General features: G+C 63.3%; 23 protein-coding genes and 1 tRNA gene. 9 read left to right on the forward strand and 15 right to left on the reverse strand.

The window, feature by feature from the left end:
• Window positions 1–101 precede the first annotated feature (101 nt).
• Window positions 102–1172, forward strand: a complete 1071-nt coding sequence (locus B7X49_RS02895) for a fatty acid desaturase (RefSeq protein WP_286702584.1) — start codon at window positions 102–104, stop codon at window positions 1170–1172.
• Here B7X49_RS02895 and B7X49_RS02900 read toward each other — a convergent pair.
• Window positions 1169–2305, reverse strand: coding sequence for a sensor histidine kinase KdpD (locus B7X49_RS02900; protein WP_286838222.1), 1137 nt, complete (start codon window positions 2303–2305; stop codon window positions 1169–1171). The two genes, B7X49_RS02895 and B7X49_RS02900, sit on opposite strands and share 4 nt — an antisense overlap.
• A 12-nt stretch (window positions 2306–2317) precedes the next feature.
• Here B7X49_RS02900 and B7X49_RS02905 point away from each other — a divergent pair, with 12 nt between their 5' ends.
• Window positions 2318–2530 (forward strand): hypothetical protein, encoded by a 213-nt coding sequence (locus B7X49_RS02905; RefSeq protein WP_286702582.1) that lies wholly within the window; start codon window positions 2318–2320, stop codon window positions 2528–2530.
• On the opposite strand, the gene B7X49_RS02910 is transcribed toward B7X49_RS02905, so the two are convergent.
• From B7X49_RS02910 to B7X49_RS02950, 9 genes are all read right to left on the reverse strand, one after another.
• On the reverse strand, window positions 2527–3735 hold the full coding sequence (locus B7X49_RS02910; protein WP_286702581.1) for an FIST signal transduction protein: 1209 nt from the start codon (window positions 3733–3735) through the stop codon (window positions 2527–2529). The genes B7X49_RS02905 and B7X49_RS02910 overlap by 4 nt on opposite strands.
• On the reverse strand, window positions 3732–5138 hold the full coding sequence (locus tag B7X49_RS02915; protein WP_286702580.1) for a diguanylate cyclase: 1407 nt from the start codon (window positions 5136–5138) through the stop codon (window positions 3732–3734). Before B7X49_RS02915 ends, B7X49_RS02910 begins: the two co-directional genes overlap by 4 nt.
• A gap of 373 nt (window positions 5139–5511) precedes the next feature.
• A complete protein-coding gene (locus B7X49_RS02920; protein ID WP_286702579.1) occupies window positions 5512–6903 on the reverse strand; it encodes a carbohydrate porin in 1392 nt (463 codons plus the stop codon).
• A gap of 205 nt (window positions 6904–7108) precedes the next feature.
• Window positions 7109–8383 carry a Dyp-type peroxidase gene (locus tag B7X49_RS02925; protein ID WP_286702578.1) on the reverse strand — a complete coding sequence of 425 codons (1275 nt, stop codon included), beginning with the start codon at window positions 8381–8383 and terminating at the stop codon, window positions 7109–7111.
• Window positions 8380–9513: a hypothetical protein gene (locus B7X49_RS02930; protein WP_286702577.1), complete on the reverse strand. Its 1134-nt coding sequence runs from the start codon at window positions 9511–9513 to the stop codon at window positions 8380–8382. Before B7X49_RS02930 ends, B7X49_RS02925 begins: the two co-directional genes overlap by 4 nt.
• An 86-nt stretch (window positions 9514–9599) precedes the next feature.
• On the reverse strand, window positions 9600–10646 hold the full coding sequence (locus B7X49_RS02935) for an ABC transporter ATP-binding protein (protein ID WP_286702576.1): 1047 nt from the start codon (window positions 10644–10646) through the stop codon (window positions 9600–9602).
• 1 nt (window position 10647) lies between these two features.
• Window positions 10648–12108, reverse strand: a complete 1461-nt coding sequence (locus B7X49_RS02940; RefSeq protein WP_286838226.1) for an iron ABC transporter permease — start codon at window positions 12106–12108, stop codon at window positions 10648–10650.
• Window positions 12109–12128: 20 nt separating this feature from the next.
• Window positions 12129–12572, reverse strand: coding sequence for an extracellular solute-binding protein (locus B7X49_RS02945; RefSeq protein ID WP_286838228.1), 444 nt, complete (start codon window positions 12570–12572; stop codon window positions 12129–12131).
• Window positions 12569–13111 carry an extracellular solute-binding protein gene (locus B7X49_RS02950; protein WP_286838230.1) on the reverse strand — a complete coding sequence of 181 codons (543 nt, stop codon included), beginning with the start codon at window positions 13109–13111 and terminating at the stop codon, window positions 12569–12571. The genes B7X49_RS02945 and B7X49_RS02950 overlap by 4 nt, the downstream gene beginning before the upstream one ends.
• A gap of 184 nt (window positions 13112–13295) precedes the next feature.
• On the opposite strand from B7X49_RS02950, the gene B7X49_RS02955 reads away from it, so the two are divergent.
• From B7X49_RS02955 to B7X49_RS02965, 3 genes are read left to right on the forward strand one after another with little or no spacing between them, the layout of a single operon-like run.
• A complete protein-coding gene (locus B7X49_RS02955; protein WP_286702573.1) occupies window positions 13296–13754 on the forward strand; it encodes an AlkA N-terminal domain-containing protein in 459 nt (152 codons plus the stop codon).
• A gap of 29 nt (window positions 13755–13783) precedes the next feature.
• Complete coding sequence (locus B7X49_RS02960) at window positions 13784–14005, forward strand: hypothetical protein (protein WP_286838232.1); 222 nt, start codon at window positions 13784–13786, stop codon at window positions 14003–14005.
• Window positions 13989–14522, forward strand: a complete 534-nt coding sequence (locus B7X49_RS02965) for a methylated-DNA--[protein]-cysteine S-methyltransferase (RefSeq protein WP_286702572.1) — start codon at window positions 13989–13991, stop codon at window positions 14520–14522. The genes B7X49_RS02960 and B7X49_RS02965 overlap by 17 nt, the downstream gene beginning before the upstream one ends.
• Here the strand turns inward: B7X49_RS02965 and B7X49_RS02970 are convergent.
• Together B7X49_RS02970 and B7X49_RS02975 are read right to left on the reverse strand one after the other, a co-directional pair.
• On the reverse strand, window positions 14519–15529 hold the full coding sequence (locus B7X49_RS02970) for an alpha-E domain-containing protein (protein ID WP_029311108.1): 1011 nt from the start codon (window positions 15527–15529) through the stop codon (window positions 14519–14521). The two genes, B7X49_RS02965 and B7X49_RS02970, sit on opposite strands and share 4 nt — an antisense overlap.
• A gap of 2 nt (window positions 15530–15531) precedes the next feature.
• Window positions 15532–16989: a circularly permuted type 2 ATP-grasp protein gene (locus tag B7X49_RS02975; protein WP_286702571.1), complete on the reverse strand. Its 1458-nt coding sequence runs from the start codon at window positions 16987–16989 to the stop codon at window positions 15532–15534.
• Between the two features lie 127 nt (window positions 16990–17116).
• Here B7X49_RS02975 and B7X49_RS02980 point away from each other — a divergent pair, with 127 nt between their 5' ends.
• Window positions 17117–19351 (forward strand): circularly permuted type 2 ATP-grasp protein, encoded by a 2235-nt coding sequence (locus B7X49_RS02980; RefSeq protein WP_286702570.1) that lies wholly within the window; start codon window positions 17117–17119, stop codon window positions 19349–19351.
• A gap of 16 nt (window positions 19352–19367) precedes the next feature.
• Here B7X49_RS02980 and B7X49_RS18750 read toward each other — a convergent pair whose 3' ends face one another.
• Window positions 19368–19841: a PEP-CTERM sorting domain-containing protein gene (locus tag B7X49_RS18750; RefSeq protein ID WP_353744403.1), complete on the reverse strand. Its 474-nt coding sequence runs from the start codon at window positions 19839–19841 to the stop codon at window positions 19368–19370.
• 250 nt (window positions 19842–20091) lie between these two features.
• Window positions 20092–20364, reverse strand: coding sequence for a hypothetical protein (locus tag B7X49_RS02985; RefSeq protein WP_286702569.1), 273 nt, complete (start codon window positions 20362–20364; stop codon window positions 20092–20094).
• 184 nt (window positions 20365–20548) lie between these two features.
• Between B7X49_RS02985 and B7X49_RS02990 the strand changes: the two genes are divergently transcribed.
• The 3 genes from B7X49_RS02990 (at window position 20549) to B7X49_RS03000 (ending at window position 23243) form a co-directional block, all read left to right on the forward strand.
• Window positions 20549–20623: transfer RNA gene (locus B7X49_RS02990), tRNA-Thr, on the forward strand.
• Window positions 20624–20707: 84 nt separating this feature from the next.
• Complete coding sequence (locus B7X49_RS02995; protein WP_286838236.1) at window positions 20708–22078, forward strand: gamma-glutamyltransferase; 1371 nt, start codon at window positions 20708–20710, stop codon at window positions 22076–22078.
• Window positions 22079–22085: 7 nt separating this feature from the next.
• A complete protein-coding gene (locus B7X49_RS03000; RefSeq protein WP_286702567.1) occupies window positions 22086–23243 on the forward strand; it encodes a pyridoxal phosphate-dependent aminotransferase in 1158 nt (385 codons plus the stop codon).
• Window positions 23244–23316: 73 nt separating this feature from the next.
• Here the strand turns inward: B7X49_RS03000 and B7X49_RS03005 are convergent, their stop codons facing one another.
• Window positions 23317–24645 carry a dihydroorotase gene (locus B7X49_RS03005; protein WP_286702566.1) on the reverse strand — a complete coding sequence of 443 codons (1329 nt, stop codon included), beginning with the start codon at window positions 24643–24645 and terminating at the stop codon, window positions 23317–23319.
• Window position 24646: the final 1 nt, after the last annotated feature.

Raw genomic sequence — 24646 nt, forward strand, 5'->3', positions numbered from 1 at the left:
CCAAACAAATCCGACCCGCATCTGTCGAACTCGGCGTTCCGATGCGCCGCGATCCCCGAGTCGACATGGCCCTTGGGCTACCGGCGTTCGTTCAACCTTTTTTGACCTGGCTGACGGCTAAGCCGGCGCCCGGCGAAGTCGCGCCACCGCGAAGGCCCGCTGCCTATGTCGGCGAGGCAATCGGCCTCACGCTCGGTGGCACGGTCATCTCCGCACTGGCGCTGGCGTTTCAAAATCCGGCAACGCCCTGGTTCTGGGCCGCATTATTCGTTGGTCTGCTGGGGACATCATCCGGGTTGGGTTTGTTCCAGGTCGTGATATTCCATCATTGCTCGCACGGAACGGTGTTCAGTACACGCGCACGCAACCGGCTGGTCGGGCGGCTGGTGTCGGCCATTCTCTTGTTCAAGCATTTCGACCTCTATCAAAAGGAGCATATGCTCCACCACAACGCCAACAAACTGTTCACCGATGATGACGAGTTTACCGATTTCGTCGTCGGCATCTGCGATCTGCGGACCGCGCTGGATCGCCGCGCGCTGTGGCGGCACCTCGGGCTTCTTCTGATCTCGCCCTGGTTTCACGCGCGGTTCTTGTCCAAGAGGATCAAGGGCAGCCTGAATTCGTTCGAGCGTTCGCATAATCTGATTGGCATCTCGTTCTGGGCGACGCTGCTGATCGGCGCGGCCCTGAGCCATACGCTGACGATTGTCATGATCGCCTGGGTCCTGCCGGTGACCATGCTGTTGCAGGTTGCAACGGTGTTTCGGATTCTGTGCGAGCATCGCCTGCCTTCGATCGAAATCATTGATCAGCGTGGCAAGCAACTGATCTGCGAAGCGACCGCCGGTGTGTTCCCCGGCGGGTTCCCGCCGCGCCGCGACGCGCCCAGCCTGCGCGGCGTGCTGGCGTGGGGCGGATGGTGGGTGAATATGCTGACGGTGCAATTATTCGTCCGTCTGTTCGTGCTGGTCGGCGACGCGCCGTGCCATGATTTTCATCATCGCCGGCCGGGCAAGCGCTGGACCAATTACGTGCATGCCCGGCAGTCCGACCTCGATGCCGGCTGCCCTGGCTTTCCGGCTAATTACAGTGAAACATGGGGCTTGTTTCGTGCGGTCGATGAAAACTTCGCCGCCATGGCCCGTGCGCCGGCCGATTTGTTTGGCTAGGATTCCACGGTCGGCAGCCGGGCCGTTCCGGTCGGCAACGACACCGTCACCGTGGTGCCGTTGCCGACAATGCTGGCAATCCGTAAGGTGCCGCCGTGCGCCTCGGTAAGCTGCTTGGCAATCGGCAGCCCAAGGCCCGCCCCGGAAACCCGGCGCCCGTTCAGATTGGCGAGTTGAATAAATGGCTCCAATACCCGATCGATGTCCTGCGGGGCGATGCCAACGCCATTGTCCGCGACGCTGATTTCGACGGCGGCGTCGTCAAGGATGCGCGCGGCCACCACGATGGTGCCGGAAGGTGGGGTGAACTTCAGCGCATTGCCGATCAGATTGGCTAAAATCTGGCGAAAACGCTCGTAATCGATCGAGATCTGCCATCGCGCGGCGGGCTGGATAATCTCGAGGTTCACCCGGCGTGCGGCGGCTTCTGCCGCGAGGCCACGCACCGCGTTTTGTAACAATTGGGCGGCCGGAACCCAGTCGATCCGCAGCAATGGCACCAGCGTCTCGAACCGCGAGAAATCCAGAATATCCTTCACGAGTGCCAACAGGCGACGCCCGGAGTCAAGAATTTGATGAACGTATTCGCTACGTTGCGCAGCTGACGGGGCTTGGCCGCCATCGTGCGCCAGCAGTTCCGAAAAGCCGATCACCGCCTCCAGGGGTGAGCGGAACTCGTGGCTCAGCGTGGCCAGAAACTGCGCGCGAATGGTGTTGGCGTGCTCGGCCGCCAGCTTGGCCTGGCGCAACGCCGCCTCGGCAACCTTTCGCATAAGAACGTCGATGTAGACCCCGAGTGCGACCTCGACCAGCTCTCGATCGCCAGCCTCGAACGCGCGGTGAATATTGCTTTCAATCCGGTTGCCGAGCAGTAGCGCGCGGCCGTGCGACTCGTCATACGCCCACAGGACATGGGGTACTGCCAGCAAATCCGTCATGCTGGCCGATTGCGGGACCACGGAGTGACGTGCCGAGGTGAACAGAAAGTCGGGCGGTGCCCGCAAGAGCATCGACGCCATCTTTACCGTACCGAACGTATGCTCCACCACGAAATGGTCAGGCCGCGACGGCTCGATGCGCAAAAATACCGCACAATCGCAGACCGCGGTATCGGCGATCGTGGCAAGGATCAACCGGCCGATCGCATGCGGTTCGACGTCCTCACCAATCAGTCGATAGGTTTCGCGCACCAGCTTGGCGACAATTTTGCTCCGCCGCGCCTCGCGGGCGATTCGACTCTGTTCCTCCTGCAGCCGCAGCAGTCGCGCGCCGATCTCGTCATACTCGCGACGATAATACTCCAACTCGCGCTCGAGCCGAGCGCGCTCGCCATCCGCAAGCTGACTGTGCATGACTAAGGAGCGCGCTGGAACACGCTGAGCACCCCGGTCCAGTCGAGTGGTCGGCTGTAGTCGCCGGCGAACGGCGCGATCTCGACACCTGAATAAAACCCCATGAACGGGAACGCCGGGGCGAGCGTCTGCAACACAAGTTCGGCCTCTTCGGTCGATGCTCCGCTCATTACGCTCGCGCGACCAGCACAGTCGATATAGAGTGCAAACACGCAATCGTTGGCGGCGGTACGCCTGCTGAGTTCGGCAACACCACGCTCGACCGATTCTACCATCAGCACATTGTCACGGCTCATGATCTGCACGCGAGTGCCGATAGCGAAATCCGGCTCGAACAGGGTGATCGAACCGCGCGCCGGGTTTGCATGCAGAATGAGCCGGTTGACATAATTATTTTCGTCATAGGCCGCGAACGGGTCACCTTGTTTCTGTCCCAGGGTCGCGACCAGTGAGAGTTCCTGCCCGCTGGTCGTACCCAGCTCCAACCCAAGCATGCGCTCGATCACGGTGAGTGCCGACTCCCCGTTCAATTCGAACACCTCGGCTCCTTCGATCCGGGTGATGTCCATGAAACTGCTAACCGGCCGGCAACCATGCAAAATCGCAGTCGAGGCGGTGATGCCGGCGGGAAACACCAGCGCAGCCATGGCGTGTTTACGGACTTCGTCGTCGACGAACATCCACCCGCCCGAGATGTTGATATCAGTGAGCAGCCCGCCCCCCACCACGTGCAGGACACGATCGCTCAACCCCGCTTGAAAGCCCGACATCAACTGACTAGCCGGATGCAGGCGGAGTGGCGACGACGACGCCACACTGTCGAACAGAAGCAGAACTGCCGCGCCATCGCCGGTACGGCTCCGGACCTCCGTCCCGAGTAAGCGCCCTGCCGCCTCTTCGCCATCGAGGAGGGCGCTGGTGGTAATGACTTGAGGCGTCACGTCCGGTCCCTGGAATGCAATCATCCCGAGTTCGAAACCCGTATAACCGAATCCCGCCGTGGCGATCGCGCCGGCCGCCGACCCGCCGGTTATTGCCACATCAGGAAAGGCGCTGCGCAGAGCGCCAAGCGCCGAAGTCGGGTCGTGCTTGCCGCCGACAAATGCGAGCAAAAGGTCGGGATTGGTGCGGCCAACCTGCGAGCGGCATTCGGTAACGGCCGCCATGATGCTCTGATTGCTGGCAAAAGCGGTTCGAACGCCGCCGATCATGAGCGCGCCCCACTCTGTAAGGAGACGACCCGCCCAGAGACTTGTCCAAACGCGACAACACAGTTGCGGCCCGCACGCTTCGCCTCGTAAAGGGCGAAATCCGCACGCTCCAGCAAACTATCCGCAGCGTCTGTCAACTGTAGCGCCGCCGCATCCGCAATCGTCAAACCGATGCTCGCTGTCACCCGGATTGCACGATCGACGGTCATTTCCTCGATCGTCAGCCGGATTTTCTCGGCAATCACCAGCCCAGCTGCCTCGTCGGACAGTCCGCCGATCACGATGACGAACTCTTCGCCGCCATAGCGTACGATCAAATCGCTCGGTCGAAGATTTTGTCGCAGGATATCTGCAACGCCCTGGAGCGCCTTGTCGCCCACCGCATGGCCGTGGTGGTCGTTGATTGCCTTGAAATGATCAAGGTCGATCATGAACAGGCCAAAGCCGCCGATCGCGGTATCCTCACACAGGCGCTCCAGATGGGAGTTCAAATATCGCCTGTTGTAAAGCTGGGTCAGGGGATCGATGACCGCAAGCCGCAGCGCCGTCCCGACATCGTCGCGGAGCGTATCTTCGTAGAATTTTCGTTGGATCTGGTTGTTGACACGCAACATCAATTCGTCTGGGTCGAGCGGCAGGACCAGACAATCGTTCGCGCCGAGATCGAGTGCGGCGATCATCAGATCACGTTCATCGGGTTCCGCGATCAGCAGCAGCGGCGTCTCCCGTGTTTCCGCTCTTGCACGACACCGCGCAACGAGGCGCAAAGGATCACCGTCGAGCAGCGATAGGCTGATCAGGATAAGATCGAATCGCCCGGTTGCTGTTTGTGCGAGCAGGGCGGCTTCGTCGGAGGCGACCGAAACCCCAAGCCCGGCGTCGCGCAGACAGGCCTCGATCGTAGCTGTGCGCGCCGCAAGGTCATCAGCGATCAGAACGCGGGCGAAGCCATTTGGAACATCACTCGGTTGCGCGACTCGTAACCCCAGGGCCGTTGCTGCCGCCCCACGCACGCGCCACTCGTCCATCAGTCGCTTCAACCGCAAAATGCCGCGTAGCCTTGCCAGCAGCAAATCGTAATCGACCGGCTTGGTCAGAAACTCGTCGGCTCCGGAGCGCAGTCCTTTTGCACGTTCGGCCGGTTTTTCCAGTCCGGTGATCATGACGACTGGAATATGAGCGGTCGCCCCGCCCTCTCTCAGCGCGTTGCATACTTCGTAGCCGCTCATTGTCGGCATCAGCACATCGAGCAAAATAACATCGGGCTGCCAAGCGCGCGCCACTGCAACCGTTTCCCGACTATCGGTAACGGTTTTGACATCATAGTATTCCTGCAAGAGTCGCGCTTCCAATAGACGGGCGTTTGGAGCGATGTCATCGACGACTAGGACCCTGGCGGTCAAAACGCACTCCTTTTAATCCAAATGAAGTCTCTTATTTACAAAATATGCACTACAATGGTCTCGTGCTCTCGGCACTTGAAAAATTGGTGTTAATGGGCGGCATGGTCTTACCAACAATCTAAGCTGTTTTTGGCCGAACGCAACAACTCCATGTTGCAATCATCTGCCAATCTTGTCGGTCGACAGGACCACGCCACACAAACCGCAGCACGCCAGGTCGCATTCGGAGCGATCCGCACCGCGTCCTTAGGTTTTTCGTACGCCGAGGCACGTTGTTGCTCGACCATTATTCTATCAGATCCTTGGCAATTAGGGCAAGAAGAATGCCCTTCTGTGACCGGATCATGGTGATATCAACGGAGACAGCGAAGATTTAAAATGCGATATTGGCTCGAATTCCGATGACCAGTTCATTGCCGAGCTTGTGCCCAGGGGCGAGCGGATCTGGAATGCCTGCACCCGGATTGATGACATACTGAATATCGGGCTGAATTTGCCACCATGGCGTGATCTGGGCCTGGTATGTGGCTTCGATCAGCGTCTCAACCGATCGGACGGGATAGGCATCTCCCCTTGAAGCCCTGAGCGCCCGGTCAGACGCTGCCGCGCCCGAACCAACCTGACCAATCCCGAGGTCGATCCCCACCGTATCACCGGTGCGTCCTCGGAGCGGGGCGGTCAGAGTAGCGCCGCCGTTGAACGAAAACCCGATCAAGTTGCGATCGCCGGGGGCACCCATGATTCGCGCAAACAGATTGAGCGTCCGGGTGGCGACAATCGGCGAGATCCAGACCGTCTGGTCCATCACAGCGTAGAAGCTGTAATTATGCCGCCGTAAAGATGGCAGCCCGGACGTTGCGGAACTTGTCGACAAAACACCCTTGGCCGATCCAGCTTGATCGGGGAAACTGCCGGTGTCGTACCAAAACCCAATCTTGTAGGTGCCTGGCAATCCTTTGCCATGCGCATGCCCGGGCGTCACCGTACCGCCCAACGGGGGCTGGTTGATCGCGTATTGGAACTCACCGATGATCAGCGCGCCGGTATTGGTGTTGAACCGTGTCCCCCCGGCATCACGCGATTGCGGGTCGTTGGCGAACGGGCCGCCGGGCGGATTGTCGTTGAACGCACCGAGCAGGAGGCTCTGATTATCCGCCGGTTTGAACTGCAACCGCCCGCCGAGCGATGAGAGCGGATAGGCCGGACCGCCCGCATAGAGATCGGCCGAGGGCACCAGCGGCCATCCCGCCATGGTGTTGACGAACAGAGCGGAATATTTGCTGACGATGAAGTCCTGGTCGATGCTCTGCTGGCCGATCTTGAAATCCGCCCTGCCATAATCGAAACCCTGATCGTACCAGACTTCCCAAAGACGGGTCGAATCCTCTGCTTCGGTGCCGTTGGCCGTCTGCAGATCGTCAAGGTAGTAGGGGCTCAGGCTGCGGCCGTGGATCTGCAGGGCACTGACGTCGACAGTGCCGTTGGGCATGTTGAAGGCCTTGCCGGTGTCGATCTGGAGGGTGATGGTCGTCAGTCCCTGCATCGTCGCGCCCTGCTTGATCCCGCCGGCGACATTGCCGAGCAGGGTTTCGGTGTCGGTGCCGGCCAGCGTGATGCCATCGTCAGCGAGCGTGGTGCGCAGGCCGCCGAGCGAGCCCAGCAAGGTGCCGCGCGTCCATATTCCATGATCGGTTTGGGCGATCGCGCTGGCAGTGCCGCCGACCCAAGCCATCAAGGCGGCGGTGCCGAGCAGCCATCGGCCCACGTGACTGCGTTGCTGCCGCGAGGCTGGAGGTAGCATGGTCATTCTCCCGGATTGATAGGCCGAAAACTGATGCACCGGTGTGATGCCAACTCGTGGATAACAACGGACGGAAGCGTTGTACGCTCTTATCCGCTCGCCATCGATGTTTCAGCCCGCTCACACCCCGACGCTCTTATCATGACGATCAGGATCGGACCGCCAGAGTTCAGGTCATCTCAAGTAATGCCTGGCCGATATAGCCGCCCTTCGCCATGCCTGCGGGACAGGCGAAGATCGCGCTGCCGACATGGGTGGTGAACTGGTTCAGCGCATCGATCCGCGACATTTTTTCAAACATCGGGATGAAGCTGCGGCGCGGGTCGCGCTGGTATGCGATGAACATCAGCCCAGCGTCGTATTCCATCGCCTGCTTCCAAGGTGGCCAACGCTCGGCAACGAAGGATGCGCCGTCGCTATAGTTGTAGGCACGCCGCAGCATCTGCGCCCCCGCGTTTTCTGCCGGTGCCGCGAGCCGGGCGTGGGCGGTGGCCGGAATCAGGGGGTTGCCGTCCTTGTCGGCGGCGGCCAGGTCGAGCGGCTGGAATTCATGCACCCCGCCCAGCGGGGCACCGCTGAGCTTGTGCCGGCCGATCGTTTGTTCCTGAAACCCCAGTTTCATCTGATCCCAGTGTTCCAGCGCGATGCGAATGCGGCGGAACACGGCGTAGCTGCCGCCCTGCATCCAGCGCGGGCTTTCGCTGCCGGCCCAGATGTGATCGTTCATGGTCGCCGCGTCGCGGAATTTCGGGTTCATCGTGCCGTCTTTGAAGCCCATCAGATTGCGCGGCGTGCCCTGCGCGCGATTGGCGGTGCAAAAACCCGCCTGGGTCCAGCGTACGCTGATGGCATCGCCACCGAGGCGCACGAGTTCGCGCACCGCATGGAAGGCGACTTGCGGGTGATCCGCGCTCGCCTGCACCGAGAGCGCACCGCCGGTATGCCCTGCCTCCAACTGGTCACCAGGGAAGACTGGCAGATCGACCAGCGCGGCGGGGCGATGCCTCGCAAGGCCGTAGCGGTCCTTGGCCGCCAGCGCGAACAAATCCGGGCCGAAGCCAAATGTTATCGTGAGGCGCTGCGGGCCGAGGTCGAGCGCATCGAGACTGTCGAAAGGGTGATCGGGATCGGTCGGGGGCGCCGCGAGCTTGCCCGCGGTCAGGCGGGCGCTGGCTGCGGTCCATGTCCTGAACAGGGCGATCAGCGCCGGGCGGTCGGCGGCGTTCAGGTCGAGCGATGCGAAATACGAGTTGCTCTGCATCGGGTTCGGGGTTGCGATGCCGTTCTGATGGGCACCGAAAAACGGTTCGGTTACGGCATCGAGCGTCTGATAACTGGCCAGGGACGGTGTCCCTCCGGCGTTGGCGGCGCCGATGCCTGCCACGCCCGCGACACCGCCGGCAGCGGCGAGAAATCCGCGGCGGGATGCCTGTTGCCGGCTCATCGGCCGGCCGCCATCAGCGTATTGGTATCGTCCTGCACGTAGTAGAACCCGGTGCCATCCGGCATCATGGCAATGCCGAACAGGTCGCCGCTGCCCGGCGGGGATTGCGCTTCGTCGGCATCGATCCACTGCGCGCCACGCTGGGTCCCCGTTTGAGGGTCGATTTCGACCACCTGGCCGTTCAGGGCATTAATCGCCAGCAGGTCGCCGTTCGGGGCCATTGCCATCGCCAAAGGCCGCTTGAGCAGGCCGCCGGTGGTGACGACGACACCGGTGCCGGCGCTGGTGGTGCGGGTGGCGGCGTCCTTGATCGCGACGATCCGGTTGGCCACGCCATCCGATACATAGAGCGTGCCATCCGCACCCAGCGCCAGACCGGTTGGCCCCACCGCGAAGGCGCTGGCATCAGCGATCGCGCTGAAGCCGCTGGCGATCACGGTCGATGACGCAATGGTGGGGGCCTGGCCGGCTTGCGTGTTCAGCACGAGCCGCAAAACCGTCGCCTTGTGCTGGTCGGGTGTGCCCGGCGCGCCCATGCCGAAGCCGATATTGCTGATGAACAGCGTCGCGGTATCGCCCTGGTCGATCACCGCAATATTGCCCCACGGCCCGTTGATCTGCGGATCGGTGATGGTGCTGATGATTTTGCCGTTGGAATCGAGTACGATCAGGCAACCCTGGCCGAGGGTGGCGGTGGTACCGTCCTTGCTCGGCATGCTGCCGACGACGACGTCCCCGGATTTCAGCATGGTCATTGCAGTGGTGAGCCCGACGCCGCCGGGACACGCCTTGAGGTCGGCCGGAACATTGGCGAACAGCCGCGTCGCCCTGGTGGTCGGATCATATTGCATGATGGTGGTTCCGGTGCCCTGAAAATTCTTTTGGTTGTTGAAATTGTCGAACAGCACGTCACCCGCCTTGACGCGGCCGGACGTGACCGGGGCGACGATCAGCGCATAGGGATTTTCATCGCCATTGGCCGGAATCGACGAGGTCAGCAGCGTATGTTTGTGCAGATCGGCGATGAACGGCGCGGTCGGCGGGGCTGCGTGACCGATGCCGAGGCTGAAGAGGGCAGTACCGGCACCGAACAGCAGGTGGGGCAGCAGGCGGGTTCGCAATCGAGTCATCGGGATACTCCTTGAGTCAGATCGATAAATGCGAATAGGTCTCATTCGCAAACAAAAAAGCGGCGTCACCTCGGATAGGATTGGCGTCATCGAACCACGGTGACCTTTGGAAAACCGGTAACCGGACCGGCAACGACCAGGCCTCGCTTCGCGTCACGCGGCGGCAGGCGATGGCTGAATACCCGGGCATAAACCGGCGGTGCAGCGGGATCGGCAAGGTGCAATTCGATCAGCGCGTCGTGTCCGAAATACTGCGCGGCGCCGACGCGTGCCGGCGTGCTGCCAGTCATGCCCTGCGGCACCAAGTCGATCTGCTCGGGCCTGATCATCAGATGCACCGGACCGCGCATCGGCGCCGCGAGGTCGAGCGTCCCCAGCACACAGGTGGCCTGCATGCCGTCGGCTATCCCGTCGATCAGCACCGCCTCGCCGACGAAACGGGCGAGACCGGCGTCGGCCGGCCGATGATAGAGCGCCGCTGGCGCGGCGTGCTGGACGATCACCCCGTTGCGCAGGACCGCGACTTGATCGCCCATCGACAGGGCTTCGGCCTGGTCATGCGTCACCAGAATTGCCGTCGCCCGCGCCTGTTTCAATGCCGCCGCCACGGTCTGGCGGACATCCTGGCGCCGCGCGGCATCGAGGGCGGAAAACGGCTCGTCGAGCAGCACGAGACGCGGCGATGTCGCGAGGGCACGTGCCAGCGCGACGCGCTGCTGCTCGCCGCCCGAGAGTTGATGCGGGCTGCGCTTCGCGAAGCCGGCCGGCAGGCCGACCATGTCAAGCAATTCGGCGACCCGCGCCGTGTGATTGCCGTGTCCGAGGCCGAAGGCGATGTTCGCGGCGACCGAGAGATGGGGGAATAATGCGCCCTCCTGGGCCAGATAACCGATGCGCCGGCGCTCGGGCGGTACATGCACGCTATGCCCGGTGACTTCGACACCATCGATCGTGATCGAGCCGGCATCGGCGCGTTCGAATCCGGCGATCAGGCGCAACAACGTCGTCTTGCCGCTGCCGGATGCGCCCAGAATAGCGAGCAGCGTGCCGCTGGCCACCGACAGGCTCGCGCGATCGAGCACAAGAGTGCCACCGAATGTTTTGGAGATAGCGGAAATGTCGACCGATGCCATGTCAGCCTCCCGCCTGGGCGTGCAAGGCGGCCATGCCGAACCGCCGCGCCAGAAGCCAGCTGGCGGCCATGGATAATGTGATCAGCACGGCGGCGTAGGGGGCGGCGGCGGCGAAAGCGAGCGTCGAGGTATCGCCCCAGATCCGCGTCGCCAGGGTTTCGGTGCCGATCGGGGCGAGCAGCAATGTCGCGGTCAATTCGGTCGTCACGGCAATGAATACCAACGCGGCGGCAGCGCCGAAGCCGGGGGCGGCAAGCGGCAGGGTGATCCGCCACAGCACACGGCGCCAGCCGGCACCAAGCGATTTCGCGGCCTCTTCCGCCCGGCGTTCCGATTGCAGCAATGCGGCGCGCATGGCGACCAGGGCAAACGGCATGAACAACATCGCATAGGCGAGCAGCAGTAGCAGCGTGCTCTGATAGAGCGCCGGGACCGCCGCGATCGTGGCGGTAATCAGGGCCAGCGCAATCACGATGCCGGGCACGCCCTGCGCCAGCCAGGCACCGCGTTCCAGCGGCATGGTGAGCGAGAACCGCTGCCACCGCGCGGAAAGAACCGCGAGCGGCAACGCGAGAATCAGGGTCAATCCCGCGGCACCGAGGCCTAGTTCGATCGTGCTGATCGCCGCGGTCAACAAGGCGAGCGGCGAGGCCTCGGCCGGTGTGATCGCGGCCGCGCCATGCCGGGTCAGCCAGTACAGCACGGTGAGGATTGGCACACCGAGCGAAAGGCCGGCGAGTGCGGCGAAGCCAAGAACGGCCGGCAACCGCCAGACCCCCAGAGCATAGGGTACGCCGCGGCGCTGGGTACCGCGGCCGATGCGGGCATAGTGCACCGGGCGCCGCAACAGGGCCTCGGCGGCGATACAGCCGAGGCAGAACAGCAAGAGAATCATCGCGAGGGCCGCAGCCTCCGCACCGTCGAAGCCGGAGCGATAGGCGGCGTAGATTTCGGTGGTGAAGGTCCGGAACCGCATCAGGGCGAACGCACCGAATTCGACCAGAATGTTCAACGTGACCAGAAGCGCGCCCCCGAGCATTGCGGGTCGCAATTGCGGCAGAATCACCCGGCGCACGCAGCGCCATGGCGTGTCGCCCAGCGCGCGCGCCGCATCCTCCAGCGCCGGGTCGAGCCCGCGCAGCGCGGCGGCCACCGGCAGATAGACCAGCGGCGTATAGGCGAATACCGTCACGATCAGAGCGCCGCCGAAGCCTTCGAGCGCCGGGCTGATCGACACCCAGGCGTAGCTCGCGACAAACGCCGGCACCGCGAGCGGCGCCGTCGCCAGCACCGCCCAGACCGACCGCGCCGGCAGATCGGTTCGCTCGACCAGAAACGCCGAGGCGGTGCCGAGACCGACGCAGCAGATTGCCGCCGCCAAGGTCAGCGTGACCGTATTGATCAGCAGATCGCCGACCAGGGGCCGCCAGACCAGCGCCGCTTGGGGCGGAACTTTTGTCATTGCCCTGATCATGCCCGCGATCAGATCAATCCGGCTTGCTGCAACAACGCGGCCGCCGCCCGATCGTTCCCCAAATCCGCCGGCGCAATGGCGGGCGGATGCAAGCTTGCCATCGGGTCCAGCAAGGGGTTCGGCGCAACGCGCGGCCGCAACGGATATTCGTAATCGACCGTGCTCGCGGCCAGGTCCCGCTGGGCCGCCGTACTCACCAGAAAGGCAAGAAACTGTTGCGCCGCGTCCTTGTGCTTTGAGGACGCCAGTACGCCGGCGCCTGATACGTTGATCAGATTGCCGACGTCCTGCGGCGCGAAATGCGCAATCCGGCTTGGCGTGCGGGCCGGCCCCATCTCGGTGCGCAGGCGGGCCCAATAGTAATTGTTGATAATCCCGGTCGCGACGCTGCCGCGGTTGACAGCAGCGACCACCGATTCGTCATCCTGATAGATTTTCGCGTTACGCTTCAAAAATCGGCATCGCTCGGCGCTATCGCGATTTTGCCCCGCCAGGCCGGCAGAGCAAGGTCGCGCAGGTGCGGCGGCAACGCCGCCTGACGGATCAGCTCCGGATTCCACGCCAGCACATTCTGGCGCTCCAGAACGCCGAGCCAGTCGCCGTTCGCCGCACTGTCGGTCGCGGGCACGACGGCCAGCGTGGCCTGCGCAACCGGTGCCAGCAGATGCAGCTGGTCAAGCAAAGTCAGTTCCGGCGAATTCTCGACGAACACCACATCGGCCGGTGAGCGCTTGCCCTCGCGCACGATTTGATTGGCGATCTCAGGTCCCTCACCGCTGTGCACGCGCACGGGAATGCCGGTTTTGGCCGTGAACGCCTTGGTCAACATGCCGACCACCTGCGGGTGTTGTGCGCTGTACAACGTCAGTACCGTCTTGGCTCGGGCACTTGCGGTGCCGCCCGCCAACAATGCGCCAAGCGCGAAGGCGCCGACCAGCGTTGGCGACACTAACGAACGGCCAAACCGACGTGACAGAGCGAAATGATTCATGCGGGTATCCCTCAGTTGAACAATCCAATTGCGAATGAGAATTATTCGCAATATCTAGCGAGTGTGATACCGGACCCTCGTAGTCCTGTCAACGAGCCAATGGTCCCGACCTGCGTGGTCACGCCGGGCTGCTCCTTGAAACAACAAGCGTAATCATCAGCACGTTTTACAGTGTGACGATCGTATGCATCGCATCGCGATCCCCGCTGGGCAGGCCGAATTCACCCTGCCCTATCAGCAGCATTATGGTTGGGCAGCGATCGTCCAGTTCCTTCGCGCGGGCGAGTCCGGGCGTGGAGCAAGTCCAGCCGGGCGCTACGAGCGCAGCATTGGATGGCAAGGCGGCGCCGGCACGATCAGCGTCACACCAGCCCCATCTGATCGATCCGCACTGATCGCCACCATCCGGCTGTCCAGCGCATCAACCCTGTCCAGCATCGCTGCGGGGACCGGCGACGGCACGCCGCTTGCTAAGCCGGCGACACCCGGGCTCGATCTGGCTCTCCCCTCGCCCGCAGCGCTCGCCAATGCCGATTGCGCTCACAGCCTGGGCATGCCGTGCGCGCGCTGCGGCGATGCGCACCGTCGCCCGCGCCGCGATCACCGATGCCCAGTTGTTCGAGCCTGGCGCCGGGCTGGATAATGCGATCGCGCGCCTGACCGCCCATTACATTGCGATGCGGGGCCTTACGCGAAGCCGATGCGCTGCCCGCCGGTGACATTGCCCTGCGCCGCGCACTCGCCACCAACGGTGTCCGCCCTACTGCCGCCGCATTGCATGATCGCGCGGCGGCTTGGCGGCCTTGGCGGCCCTATGCCACTATGCATTTGTGGACCGCCGATGCCGCCGCGATCGTCCAGAACCGGGAGAGCAACCGTGAAGCTCCGCCTTGAGCGTATCCCAAGTCCGCTCGGCGGCATCATTCTGGTATCAGATGGCGATATGCTGCACGCCCTTGATTTTACCGATTACGAGGCGCGCATGCTTCAGCTTCTCACGCGGTACCACGGCGCCTGCCAGCTCGTACCCTCGCGCCTCATCTCGCCGATCGCGACCGCGCTCCAAGCCTATTTCGATGGCGATATGTCCGCACTCGCCTCAATCGCGCTCAGCCCGGCCGGCACGCCATTTCAGCGCGCGGTCTGGGCGGCACTGCGCGATATTCCGAGCGGTATGACCACCAGCTATGGCGAGATCGCCCGGCGAATCGGCCGTCCCGGAGCCAGCCGCGCGGTGGGGTTGGCGAATGGCGCGAATCCCATCGCCATCGTGGTGCCGTGCCACCGCGTGATCGGAGCCAACGCAGCGCTGACCGGCTACGGCGGCGGACTCAGCCGCAAGGCCTGGCTGATCGAGCACGAGGCCCGCCACACCATATGTTGTGGCAAACCTCCAGACCGCCTCATCTAGACGAGCTGGGTTTGGCCCTGCTCCGCTGGTGCCGCGAGCGCTTCGGGTCGCCAATCGCGGAAGAACGATCGCCCGATCGCGCCAGCCAGTTCGCTCAACTGGATCTGCACGGTGTCCAGATACCCGTGCAGATCGCCCTCGAGCACCTGATCCATCGGACGCTCCAGAATGAACTCGCGCAGAAACTCCGCCTGTTCCACCGCATCGCTGGTGTTGGGCAAATGATGCACCCGGCGCAATTCATCCAGGTGATATTCCGCGCGCCGCACCGATAAAAACACCGAGCGCGGGAACGAGGGGTCGCGCAGCAGAAATCCCGCCACATCCTCCGCTGAAAACTCAGCCCGGGCGAGGCGCTTGAACGCGTGATAGCCCGCAGCGGCGCGCAGCACCGCGTTCCACATGGTCAACTCGGTCAGGCGCCGTGCCTCGCGGTCGCGCGGCACCAGCAGCCGGTATTTGATGTCGAGCAGGCGGGTGGTCTGATCGGCGCGTTCGATCAGCCTGCCCAGCTGATAAAACTGCCAGCCCTGGTCGCGGTACATCGTGCCTTCGGTAATGCCGGTATGGGTCTGGACCGATTCCTTGATTTTCGTGCACAGGCGCGACAGCCGATCACCATCGAGGTCGGCGGGTTTGATCCCCATCACGAAGCGATGGAACACGTTGATCTGACGCCACATTTCGGTACTAATCAGCGGGCGGAGCGTGCGCGCGTTGGTCCGCGCGTTATCGAGGCAGAACGGAATGCTGCTGGGATTGGTGCGATCGAGCAGATAGAGGTCCTTGACCGTATCGGGATTGCTGGCAGCCTCATAACTATCGAACTTGTCCTGGTCGGACATGATGGCGACCAGCGCGGTCCAGGATTCCGCCTCGCGCCCCGGGCTTTCGAAGCTCTGCACCACGTCGATCAGCCGCGCCAGATTCTCAACCCGTTCAAGGTAGCGGGCCATCCAGAACAGGCCCTCGGCGTCACGCGCAAGCAAAACCGGTTCGACGCGCATGCTCACTGCCCCCCCGCCAACACCCAGGTATCCTTCGATCCGCCGCCCTGCGAGGAATTGACGATCAGGGAGCCCCGCTTCATTGCCACCCGCGTCAAGCCGCCGGGCAGCACCCAACTATCGCGTCCGGTGATGACGAACGGCCGCAAATCGAGATGCCGCGGACCGATGCCCTCCTCGGCCAGCGTGGGTGCAACGGACAGCGCGATCATCGGCTGGCTGATCCATTGGTCCGGCTCCGCGATCAGGGCGGCGCGCGCGGCATCGAGTTCCGCCTTGCTCGCGCGCGGGCCGATCGTAATCCCATAACCGCCCGATTCGCCGACCGGCTTGATCACGAGTTCATCCAGATGCGCGAGCGTATAGGCCAAGCCCTCCGGCTCGCGACAGATGTTGGTCTGGACGTTCTGGATGATCGCCTCCTCGCCGAGATAATATTTTATAATCCGCGGCATATAGGCATAAACCGCCTTGTCGTCGGCAACACCGGTGCCGACCGCGTTGGCCAGCGCGACATTCCCCGCCCGCCAGGCGCGGATCAGCCCGGGCACGCCGAGCATGCTCTCCGGGCGGAACACCTCAGGGTCGAGGAAATCATCGTTCAGGCGCCGGTAAATGGTGTGGACCCGTCGCAACCCGGTCGTGGTGCGCATATAGACCCGGTCATTCTCGACGGTCAGATCCGAGCCCTGGACCAGCGGCACGCCCATTTCGCGGGCAAGAAACACGTGTTCGAAATAGGCCGAGTTATAAATGCCCGGCGATAGCAGCACGACCTGGGGATCACCGACATCGACCGGTGCAATCTCGGTCATCGCGGCGCGCAGGCGGCGACCATAGTCATCAACCGGGCGGAGCTTGACGCCCGACATAAGATCCGGAAAAGCGCGCAGCATCAAATGGCGGTTTTCGATCACATAGGACACGCCGGACGGGGTGCGGGCATTATCCTCGAGGATGCGGAATTCGCCACTTTCGTCGCGGATGATGTCAATGCCGCAGACATGCACATAGGTGCCGTGACTGACCGCAAAATCGCGCATCTCGGGGCGAAAATTGGCATTGCCGAACACCAGATCGGCCGGAATCACGCCATCGCGGATAATCTTCGCGTCATGGTAGATGTCGTCGAGAAAGGCGTTCAGCGCCGTTACGCGCTGGATCGCGCCGGTTTCGATCTGTTGCCATTCCGACGGCGTTATGATGCGGGGAATGCAGTCAAAAGGCAATATCCGGTCGATTGCGGTCGCGTCCGAATAGACCGTGAACGTGATGCCAAGGTCGATCAGATCGGTTTCGGCAAGCTCGGCACGGGCGCGTAGCGCATCGACCCCGATCCGGCCCAGCCGCTCGCGGACCAACGCGGGCACACCGGCATCGTCAGCACGCAGGCGCGTCAACTCACAAAAATATTGTTCGGGAGCGTAACCTGCGAAGATCCCGGCCCGTTCATCGTCCATCATCCGCTCCTGTATGATTGTCCCATGTTTGTCATGCCACCGCCGCGATGCAACAAGAAAATCGTCCCAACCGATTAGACACCAATCCGCTCTCGCACGGAACCGGACTGTCTGATATGCCGTAGCGATGCTTGGAGGAGACGCCATCGGCGGCCTGATCGACGCAAAAGGCCAGATCCGGGCACCGTGGCGTCCGGTGATCAACGTCATGCGGGCGATCGGCCCAGACGAGTTCGCCGCGCGTGCCGCAGCACTCGACCGCCGCGCCCAATACGAATCGCCGAGCGGCAGCGTCCAGTCCCAACGGCTTGATCCGATTCCAATTCCGCTGATGGACTACGAATTCGCGACCCTGGCCAATGCAATCGCCGAGCGCGCTGAATTTCTGGCCGGTATTCTTGATGATGTTTACGGTGCCCAATCCTCAATCGCCGATGGCAGCCTGCCCGGCGACCCGCTATTCGAGACGCCGCAGTTCATTCGTCAACTGGCCCGTCAGCCAGGGTTCACCGCACAGCGATTCGCCTCATACGCGGTCGATCTGATCCGTTACCCCAGTGGTGGTTTTCGCGTTCTGCGCGATCACACCGATCGCGCGCCGGGGCTCGGTCTGGCCCTCACAATCCGCCGGTTCGTCGCGGACGTGATGCCGGAACTATTCGGCACCGTAACCCTGGCGAGCCAGCGGCCGGTAACCGAAACGCTGCAGGACATGCTGCACCTGCTGGCGGCCGGCGGGCCGATCGGCCTGATCGCGGGGGCGGACGCAGATATGGCCGATACCCGCCTGCTCGCGCGCCAGCTTGGTGGCACGGTGCTCCGGCCGGATGATCTGTCATGCTCCGGCGGCGTGTTGCGGTTACGCACCCTGGCCGGTTCTACCCCGGTGCATCTCCTGCTCCGCCAGGCATCGAGTCTTTCGATCGATCCATTGGAACAGGGTGGCGCACCATCACATGGCGTACCTGGCCTGTTCCGCGCCTTGCGCAACAACGCTTTGACGATGCTCAACGTTCCCGGAAGCGGTATTCTACAACTACCTGATTTTAAATCATGTTTCTCAAATTTGTTTTGCCAGCAGCATGGTCGCCCGCTTCAGCTGGAGGACCATGACGCGACCAGCCTAGGCGGCATCGACGCCGATCAGGCGCCGATCGCGATCCGCCTGGCGCAGGACGGCGCGACGGGGCGATTCGAGTTCGCGGCCATCACGCTGCGCCTGTATGCCTTGCGGATCGACGGTGTCTGGCGTGTGTTGCCCGGCGGACTCGGCCATGCAACCCGCACCGACGGCAGTGTCCTGATCAAGGACCTCTGGGTGATCGATTCGGGCGATCGTGACTCCGGTGAACCCGATCGGGCTTCGCGTGGCCCCGCGCATCGCAGCCGACCGCGGATCGCGCGCAAGGTCGTAATGGATCTGCCGAGCCGCCTCGCCGATGACCTGCTCTGGCTTGGCCGCATGGTCGAACGCCTCGATGGCGCGGCAAGGCTGCTCGCTATCGCCCTGCCGCGCTTCGTCGATGCCAGCAATCTGCCGCATGAAGCAGCCCAGCGGGAAAGCCTGGCCGCCTGCCTAGTCAGCGCCAAGTTAGTACCCGATGAGATTATTGGCCCGTTCCTGTCCGCGCGCCGGTTGCATGAAAGCCTCGCGCGCAGCAAGCCACTCAGCCGCCTGCTGGCTGACATCCGTCGCCTGCTCGAGCATTCCGGCGAGCGGTTCAGCATATCGATGCGCCGGATCATCGAAGGCGCGCTCGATCAAATCCCGCTGGATCTGAACGATGATCCGCACACCTTCACCGCCTGCATGCAATTCGTCGCAACATTCAACGGCGTGATTGCCGAGGATGCGTCACGCAGCGGCGGCTTCGTATTTCTCGAGATCGGCCGGCGGCTGGAGCGCGCGGAAGCCTTGGCCGAAACATTGACCGTTCTCCTGGCAGGATCGCTCGCGCGGCTCGATCCTGGCCTGACACTCGCGATCGAGCTTGCCGATGCGCAGTTGACATACGAGTTCGTCAATGCCGGCCCGCTCCTGCCGGAAACGGCGATCGGTCTGTTGATCGGGGCGGCCGACTATCCGCGCAGCCTAGCGTTTCAGACTGAAGCGCTTGGTATCGGGCTAAGGCGCATCGGCGCTTTTGATCAGGCGACGGTGGCCGATCAGATCACGGTCAATCTCCGCAGCCTGTCGGGAGCGATTGCAGCCGGTGATGCAGTCGACCTGGGCGGGATCCTCAAACATTGCATCAGCACGCTGGAGACCCTTGCTGACGGTTTGGCCACGGAATACTTCGCACCGATTCTGCCTTCGAGGCAGGTCGAGGATACCCAGCAGACCGCTGTGCCGCAGGTCTGAGGCGACGCCCGTCCGGCTAGTGGGTGCGCGTACGTTTCACCCGGAGTGCTGCAAGAGCTCCAAGCCCCACAACCAGCAATGCCACGCCGGCTGGTTCCGGTACGGGAACGGGCTTGTTTGGACCCGGTACCGGTCCGGTCGGCAATGGCGGCTCCTTCGGGTCAGGCGTAAGGAAGCCCGTTGGGACCAAGTTCGATGGTGGTGCGTAAATACCGCCACCAGGTGCATCGGCAAGCGGTATACCCGCCAGCGCGGCGGTACCAGCCGCACTCATTACTTTCGCATAGGTTGCTGGGGTCATCGGCAACGTTGGCGCCACCCAAACTTGATGACAGCCGCAGGGCAACTGTGGCTTTTGCGGGGGCGATGAAAACATTACAGCAAGCGCAGCGGCGGCTCCCACGGTAGTGATGGCCGCTGGTATACCAACGGCAGCAGGATGTGCTGCCGCGACTGCTCGACAAGCTTGAAGACAACGGACAACCCACATGAAATTTATCTTACTGAAATGTTATACCTAATAAAGACCGTTAGTAAAAATCGTTCCGCCTTACAATAGCGATTTGGTGCCAGAGTGACGATTTCAAAGAAAATGATATCGGCTCTACACCCTTAAATTGAAAATTATCCTATCGATGTAGGGAACGTATCAGAAATTCTATAAAAATAGAAATATCCATATTTTCGAACGGTGGGCGATCATATCATCGCAGCAATCGATCATTGTAACCAAACTAACGTCAAGGGCGATTTCCACGCATCATGACCCGGTCAAAGCTGAAACCGCCTCGCGCCGTTTTGAAACGAAAATATCCGTAGCCGACCAACCCGATCACAATTAGGATCGGAACCGTGAACACGGCGAGCCAGAATGCCAGCGCCGCAAACCCGAGTGCTATCGTAAAAACCAGAACCCGCGCCAAAATGACACCGAGAGTCGGTCCCGTGATCGGTTCCTGCGCAAAATGTCCCGAAGGGGTCATATCGATAATCGGTCCGTTGGTCGTTTTCATAGCTTGAGTCTGGTCTCAAAAGACCGGTTCAGCAAGCAAAATTGCACGCGCGAGAATGAAGACTTGGCAACCGGTAGTTTATCGGGCCGCATAATTCTGGGCGCCGGCCGGCCTGCTTGCGTCGGCCCACCCCTTTGGATATACCCGCGCGGCGACGCCGGCCGATCGGCGCATCGCTCGCGACGCTGTCATAGCTCAGGGGTAGAGCACCTCATTGGTAATGAGGAGGTCGAGGGTTCAATTCCCTCTGACAGCACCAGCACCCCCTCCCACATGACGAGGTTGCCCACCCCGGCGAACGCGGTTATGCCCTTGCGGCTCGGTCCGACATCATCATTGAGGAATGGCAACTTTGGTCACTTTGCGTCGCGCGGCCCCCCTCGCCCTCAGTTTGCTGCTCACCGGCTGCGGCGTCACCCAAGGCGTTTTCGGCCGCGATCAGTCCAAGCTCGGCGAACCCGCGCCGATGAAACCGGTGGTCGGTTTCACCGTCGCTCCGGTGCCGCAGGCAGCACTCGCCGCGCGCCAGATTCTCAATGCCGGCGGTAACGCCGCGGATGCCGCGACCGCCGCCGGTTTTGCGCTTGCGGTCGCCCTGCCCTCGCGCGCCGGGCTCGGCGGCGGTGCGGCCTGCCTGATCGATCTGCCCGCGTCGGACGGCGGCAACGGCATCCCGACCGCCCTGCTCTTTCCGCCCGCCGCCGCGCCCGAATCGAGCGGTGGCGCCAGCCGCCCGGCCGCGGTTCCGCAGATGGCGCGCGGCTTGATCGCCATGCAGGCAAGGTTCGGCCGGTTGGCGCTTGCGACCGATCTGGCTCCGGCCGAGGCGATGGCGGGCGGCGGTGTCGCCGTCTCGCGCACGTTTGCCGCCGATCTGGCGGTGGTCGGCAACGCCCTGCTGGCCGACTCTGCGGCGCGCACGATTTTTGCATCCCCCACCGGCCAGGTGCTCCAGCCGGGCATGATCATGCGCCAGCCCGATCTGGCGGCCACGCTCACCCAGTTGCAGTCGAGCGGCGTGCTCGGCCTGACCCAGGGGGCGTCTGCCACAGCCTTCGTCACCGCCGCCAACCAGGCGGGCGCGGGGCTGACCATGCAAGATCTGCGCGCCGTCAGACCCGCCTATGCCAGCCCGATCACCGTCGATCGGTTTGGCTATCATCTTGCGTTCACACCCAATGCCGGCGGCATCGGCGCGGCTGCCGGGATCGAAGCGCTGGCGCAAAACCCCCAGGCGCTCGACCTTGCCGGGCAGCGCGCGCTCGCCGCCGCCCAAGCCGCGCGGCACGGTGAGGCGCTGACCGCCCTGCCGGCCTCGGCCAGCTTCGCCACGCTCGATGATCGGGGTGGCGCGGTCGGCTGCGCCACCACCATGAACAATCTGTTCGGCACCGGCCGCGTCGCGCCCGGCACGGGGATTCTGCTGGCGGCGACACCGGCCCATATCACGCCACCGCTGCTGACCGTGGGGCTCGCCACGCGCGGCGGTGACTTCCGCGCCATCGCAACCGGTTCGGGCCAGCAGGGGGCTGCGATGGCCGTCGCCACGGGGCTCGCCAATGCCGTGCGCAGCACAGTGCCGATGCCCCAGCAAGTGCCGGCGCCCGGCCGCGCCAATGTGATCGCCTGCGCGGGGCTGCTGCCGGGTGCGCCGAAAACCTGCTCCGCCGCCGCCGATCCACGCGGCTTTGGCCTCGCCATCGGGTCGAAATAACCAGCCGATGGCGCTGAAAACCGGCTCCGGCGCGCTGGTGCCGCCGTTTCTGGTGATGGACGTGATCGCCGCGGCCAACGCGCTCGCCGCCACGCCGGCCGCCGCGGATCGCCGCGTCATCCGCATGGAAGTCGGCCAACCCGGTCAAGGCGCACCTGCCGGCGTGCGTGCCGCGGTCGCCGCCGCCATGCAGACCACCGAACCGATGGGCTACACCGAAGCGCTCGGCCGTGCCGATCTGCGCGCACGCATCGCGGCGCATTATGCTGATTGGTACGATCTGGCTTTGCCTGCCGGGCGCATCGCCGTCACCTCCGGCGCCTCGGCGGGATTTCCGCTCGCTTTTCTTGCCGCGTTCGAAGCGGGCGACCGCATCGCCCTCGCGACGCCGTGCTACCCGCCCTATCTCAACATCATGACGGCACTCGGCATCCAGCCCGTGCTGCTGCCCGCCACCGCCGAAACCGGGTTTCAACCCACCGTCGCGATGCTCGCAGCGATGGACCCACCGCCTGCCGGGCTGCTGATCGCCTCGCCCGCCAACCCGACCGGGTCGATGCTGTCACCCGATGATCTCGCATCCCTCGCACGCTACTGCCACGCCAACGGCATCCGGCTGATCAGTGATGAAATCTACCACGGCCTCACCTACGGCAAAGCCGCAGTCACCGCCGCATCGTTCAGTCCCTCCGCCATCATCATCAATTCCTTTTCCAAATATTTCTCGATGACCGGCTGGCGGGTCGGCTGGATGGTTGTGCCCGATGATCTGATCCGTCCGGTCGAATGCCTGGCGCAGAACTTCTTTATCTGCGCGCCGCATATTTCGCAGACCGCCGCCTTCGCCGCCTTCGACTGCCACGCCGAACTGCAATCGCGCCACACCGGCTACGCGCGCTCGCGCGCTCTACTGCTCGACGCCTTGCCGCGCGCCGGGTTCGATCGCCTCTCACCCGCCGATGGTGCGTTCTACCTCTACGCCGATATCAGCGGCACCCTGCAGGACAGTACGGATTTCTGCCGATCCCTGCTGCATGATCAGCACATCGCCGCAACGCCGGGCCATGATTTCGATCCTGCGCGCGGGGGTGATTTCGTGCGGTTCTCCTATTGTGCGGCTGAGGCTGATATTGTCGAGGCTATTCATCGTCTCGTCGATAATTAGCGTAAACAAGTTAAGGAAGGCCTTCTTTTTTGCAAAAAAGAAGCAAAAAACTCTTGGTTGTTTTAGGTCTTCCTCAGCTTTGGAAACTCACCATTCGACCGCTCGGGCCGCCGATGAGGTGATCGTCCTGCATCACCACCGCACCGCCGATCACCGTCATCATCGGCCAGCCGGTTACCCGCTCGCCGGCGAACGGCGACCAGCCGCACGGGCTCGCGAGCCAATCCGTCTCGATCACGCGACTCTGCTTCAGGTCAACCAGGGTGAAATCGGCATCGTATCCAGCCGCAATCCGCCCCTTGCCGACCGCCCCGTAAATCCGCGCCGGTCCCGCCGCCATCAGATCGACCAGCCGCGCCAGCGACAGCCGGCCGCGATGCACCTGATCCAGCATCACCGGCACCATCGTCTGCACCCCGGTCAGCCCCGCAGCGGTACCCGGCCATGGTCGCGCCTTTGCCGCGGCCGGATGCGGCGCATGATCCGAGCCGATGGTATCGACCAGCCCATCAGCCACCGCCCGCCACGCCGCCTCGACATGGTGCCGATCGCGGATCGGCGGGTTCATCACCGCATAGGCGCCCAAGCGCTCGTAAGCCTCGGGGGCGGATTGCGTCAGATGATTGACCAACACCTCGACGCTCGCGACATCGCGAAAGCTGCGCAGATAGGCGAATTCCTCGGCGGTCGATACATGCAATATATGCGCGGGCCGGCCGGTGCGGCGCGCCAGCGCCATGATCCGCCTGGTGCCCAGCGCCGCACATTCCGGATCGCGCCACACCGCATGATTGGCGTAATCATCGCCCATGGCGAACGCGCCCCGGCGCTCCTGCAGGCGGAACTCATCCTCGGAATGAAATGTAATCCGTCGCCGCCCCGCCCGCATCACGCGCTCGATCGAGGCATCGTCCTCCACCAGCAGATTGCCGGTCGAAGACCCGGCGAACACCTTGATGGCGCAGACACCCGGCTCCGTTTCCAGCGCCGCAAGCTGATCGACATTCTGCTTGGTCGCGCCGACGTAAAACCCAACGTCGCACCACGCGCGTCCCGACACCGACGCCCGCTTGGCCGCGAGGCTCGCGATATCGACTGCCGGAGTTGCAGTGTTCGGCATGTCGAAAATCGCGGTGATGCCGCCGAGCACCGCGCCGCGCGTGCCGGTTTCCAGCGTTTCGACGCTGGGCAGTTCAGCCGCGCCGGAATCGCGGAAATGCACATGCGGGTCGATCAGCCCGGGCAGCACATGCAGGCCGCGCGCGCTAATGATCCGCGCCGCATCGCCGGTCGCGGCCAGGGTCACAATGCGCCCCTCGCGCACGCCGATCCGCGCCTCCGCCTCGCCCCAGGGCAGCATCGCAATGCCGCCTTCGATGATCAGATCAAAAGCCTCGCCCATC

The organism is Acidiphilium sp. 34-64-41 (assembly GCF_002282635.1).
In the GTDB taxonomy this organism is placed as follows: Bacteria; Pseudomonadota; Alphaproteobacteria; order Acetobacterales; family Acetobacteraceae; genus Acidiphilium; species Acidiphilium rubrum.

Coding starts and splice junctions, on each gene's coding strand:
- B7X49_RS18750 (WP_353744403.1), bottom strand. CDS start 19,841: ATGTGGGTTGTCCGTTGTCTTCAAGCTTGTCGAGCAGTCGCGGCAGCA.
- B7X49_RS02980 (WP_286702570.1), top strand. CDS start 17,117: ATGCTTGGAGGAGACGCCATCGGCGGCCTGATCGACGCAAAAGGCCAG.
- B7X49_RS02995 (WP_286838236.1), top strand. CDS start 20,708: ATGGCAACTTTGGTCACTTTGCGTCGCGCGGCCCCCCTCGCCCTCAGT.
- B7X49_RS02935 (WP_286702576.1), bottom strand. CDS start 10,646: ATGGCATCGGTCGACATTTCCGCTATCTCCAAAACATTCGGTGGCACT.
- B7X49_RS02985 (WP_286702569.1), bottom strand. CDS start 20,364: ATGAAAACGACCAACGGACCGATTATCGATATGACCCCTTCGGGACAT.
- B7X49_RS02940 (WP_286838226.1), bottom strand. CDS start 12,108: ATGACAAAAGTTCCGCCCCAAGCGGCGCTGGTCTGGCGGCCCCTGGTC.
- B7X49_RS02930 (WP_286702577.1), bottom strand. CDS start 9,513: ATGACTCGATTGCGAACCCGCCTGCTGCCCCACCTGCTGTTCGGTGCC.
- B7X49_RS03005 (WP_286702566.1), bottom strand. CDS start 24,645: ATGGGCGAGGCTTTTGATCTGATCATCGAAGGCGGCATTGCGATGCTG.
- B7X49_RS02910 (WP_286702581.1), bottom strand. CDS start 3,735: ATGATCGGCGGCGTTCGAACCGCTTTTGCCAGCAATCAGAGCATCATG.
- B7X49_RS02925 (WP_286702578.1), bottom strand. CDS start 8,383: ATGAGCCGGCAACAGGCATCCCGCCGCGGATTTCTCGCCGCTGCCGGC.
- B7X49_RS03000 (WP_286702567.1), top strand. CDS start 22,086: ATGGCGCTGAAAACCGGCTCCGGCGCGCTGGTGCCGCCGTTTCTGGTG.
- B7X49_RS02905 (WP_286702582.1), top strand. CDS start 2,318: ATGCGGTTCGACGTCCTCACCAATCAGTCGATAGGTTTCGCGCACCAG.
- B7X49_RS02955 (WP_286702573.1), top strand. CDS start 13,296: ATGCATCGCATCGCGATCCCCGCTGGGCAGGCCGAATTCACCCTGCCC.
- B7X49_RS02975 (WP_286702571.1), bottom strand. CDS start 16,989: ATGGACGATGAACGGGCCGGGATCTTCGCAGGTTACGCTCCCGAACAA.
- B7X49_RS02950 (WP_286838230.1), bottom strand. CDS start 13,111: ATGAATCATTTCGCTCTGTCACGTCGGTTTGGCCGTTCGTTAGTGTCG.
- B7X49_RS02970 (WP_029311108.1), bottom strand. CDS start 15,529: ATGCGCGTCGAACCGGTTTTGCTTGCGCGTGACGCCGAGGGCCTGTTC.